This is a genomic window from Trueperaceae bacterium (assembly GCA_031581195.1).
Lineage (GTDB): Bacteria > Deinococcota > Deinococci > Deinococcales > Trueperaceae > SLSQ01.
The window spans coordinates 1-1,428 of the sequence record JAVLCF010000218.1 but is presented as its reverse complement, the minus strand read 5'-3'; the positions used below and the strand labels follow the sequence as shown (position 1 = coordinate 1,428).

At 63.6% G+C, this 1,428-nt stretch carries 3 protein-coding genes; all 3 read right to left on the bottom strand.

All coding sequences use genetic code 11. The features are described from left to right. Nucleotides 1–125: 125 nt before the first annotated feature. On the bottom strand, nucleotides 126–929 hold the full coding sequence (locus tag RI554_11565; GenBank protein MDR9392650.1) for a hypothetical protein: 804 nt from the start codon (nucleotides 927–929) through the stop codon (nucleotides 126–128). Then, nucleotides 926–1,132, bottom strand: a complete 207-nt coding sequence (locus tag RI554_11560) for a hypothetical protein (protein MDR9392649.1) — start codon at nucleotides 1,130–1,132, stop codon at nucleotides 926–928. The genes RI554_11565 and RI554_11560 overlap by 4 nt, the downstream gene beginning before the upstream one ends. Next, a partial coding sequence (locus RI554_11555) for a hypothetical protein (GenBank protein ID MDR9392648.1) occupies nucleotides 1,129–1,428 on the bottom strand: 300 nt, incomplete at its 5' end. The genes RI554_11560 and RI554_11555, both read right to left, overlap by 4 nt.

Below are 1,428 nucleotides of genomic sequence, written 5' to 3'. Positions count from 1 at the left end.
GGCCGCAAGTTTGCGGCTCACCCAGGCGGCTTGGTCGTCACTCTCAATGTGGAACCCGTCTTCGTGGGCGGCGTCGGGGGCGTGGATGTCCATCAGGGCTTGGTCGAGGCGATCAATGACGTCCGTCATGCGGGAACCTCCTTCGCAGCTTGAACGAGTTCGCGCCCCTCGCCTTCCGTGAGGTCCGCGAACGTCTCGACGTCCCGGTCGACCTGCACGCGCAGGAACCCGTACAGGTCCTTCACGCCGTGGTTCGTGAGGACCTGCATGAGTTTCGTGGCGCGGTCCTCCCCAATGCCGTGCGGCGCCACAGGAGCGCCGTTGTCGGCTTCCGCGTTCACGTCCGGCGTGTCGTCCACCTCCAGCGTTGCGGGCTCTTGTGTGGCTTCCTGTGGCTCCACGTACGCCACCTCCACATCGTCAGGAGGGACGTCCGACCCAAGCTCCTCGGGGGTGTAGACGGTGGCGCCCATGAAGACGTCCGGGCAGTACCACCGGACGCCGTTACTCATGGCGCGCGCGAACAGCATGTTCCGCGCGAACTTCTGCAGGTTCTTCGTGCCGGCCGCCTTCGCGTCCTCCAGGTCGAACGTACTGACGCCGATCGGTTCGCCCTCCTGCCGAAACTCAATGCTGCACCTTTGGTCGTCGAGGTGCGTGACGCGGAAGTCGTACTTGGGGTGGGCCTTCACGGCGGCCGCCATGAGGTTACTGCCGACCGTCGGTTTGCCTTGAATGACGTGGACGCCGTTGACGGACGCGAAGGGGCCGAACCCCATTTCGCGTCCCGCCAGGACCTTCACGCCAATTTGTGCGGCGTCCTTAGCGTCCGTGAAGTACCCGCTCCGCGCGAACATGTCCGCCAACCGAGCCAGGTCATCCATGCTGCGGATCGGCATGCTGGTGGCTTTCTCGAGGTCGTGCGTCATGCGGCCTCCATTTCGTACGGCAGGGTGGCGTTGTCGCGTTCCTCCATCGCTTCGATCAGGAACAGGGTGTGGCGAGCGACGCCCGCAAGGAACGCGTCGCGGTGTTGGGGGCGCGTGCCGTGCGTTGGTTCGTGCTCGAGGAGGTAATTGAGGAGGTCCTCAATCACGTCGTTTTCGTTCTTGATGGCTTCTTCGTACGTCATGCGTGGGCCTCCTTGTTGTTGCGCATGGCTTGTTGGCGTTGGGCGGTGAGGACGGTGTTGGCTTTGCGTTCGTTGCGAATGCGGTCGTACCGTTCGACAGCAACGCGAAGTTTGTGGTCGTTGGTGGCGGCAAGCCCTCGGATGGGGCGGCCCTCGAAGTCGTGCGTGTAGGTGCGAGCGAGGTGAGCTACGTACTTCGCAATGATTTTGGCTTGGCGATCCATCGCGAACTTGAGGGTGTGGCGGCGCTCTTCGGGGTCGTGCAGGTGGGCACTGCATTCGCTGCACATGTCGGG